This window comes from Microbacterium sp. HMWF026, from assembly GCF_003061325.1.
Taxonomy (GTDB): domain Bacteria; phylum Actinomycetota; class Actinomycetes; order Actinomycetales; family Microbacteriaceae; genus Microbacterium; species Microbacterium testaceum_E.
Window position 1 is genome coordinate 1258 of sequence record NZ_QAJB01000445.1, and the last position, 394, is coordinate 1651.

Annotated in this window: 1 protein-coding gene; it reads left to right on the forward strand. The window is 70.3% G+C overall.

Going from position 1 to position 394, the window contains the following annotated elements:
* Nucleotides 1-394, forward strand: a 394-nt coding sequence (locus DBR36_RS18690) for an alpha/beta fold hydrolase (protein ID WP_375136092.1), incomplete at both ends; no start/stop codon positions are given.

The following is a 394-nucleotide window of genomic DNA, read 5'->3' on the forward strand; positions in this document are numbered from 1 at the left end:
AGGCCCTCGACCGCCACGAGGCGGACGGCACCCTCGATCACCCCGACTACGTCGAGGCCACGCGCGTGTTCTACGAGCGCCACGTCTGCCGCATCACGCCCATGCCCGAGGACTTCGTCGACAGCGAGGCGCAGATGCTGGCCGACCCGACGGTGTATCACACCATGAACGGGCCCAACGAGTTCCACGTCGTCGGCACCGGACGCGACTGGACGATCATCGACCGCCTGCCGCAGATCGAGGTGCCGACCCTCGTCGTCGCGGGCGAGTTCGACGAGGCCACGCCCGAGACGTGGGCGCCGTTCGTCGAGCGCATCCCCGGCGCCCGCTCGCACGTGTTCGCCGGCGCGAGCCACTGCACGCACCTGGAGATGCCCGACGTCTTCCGCGGGGT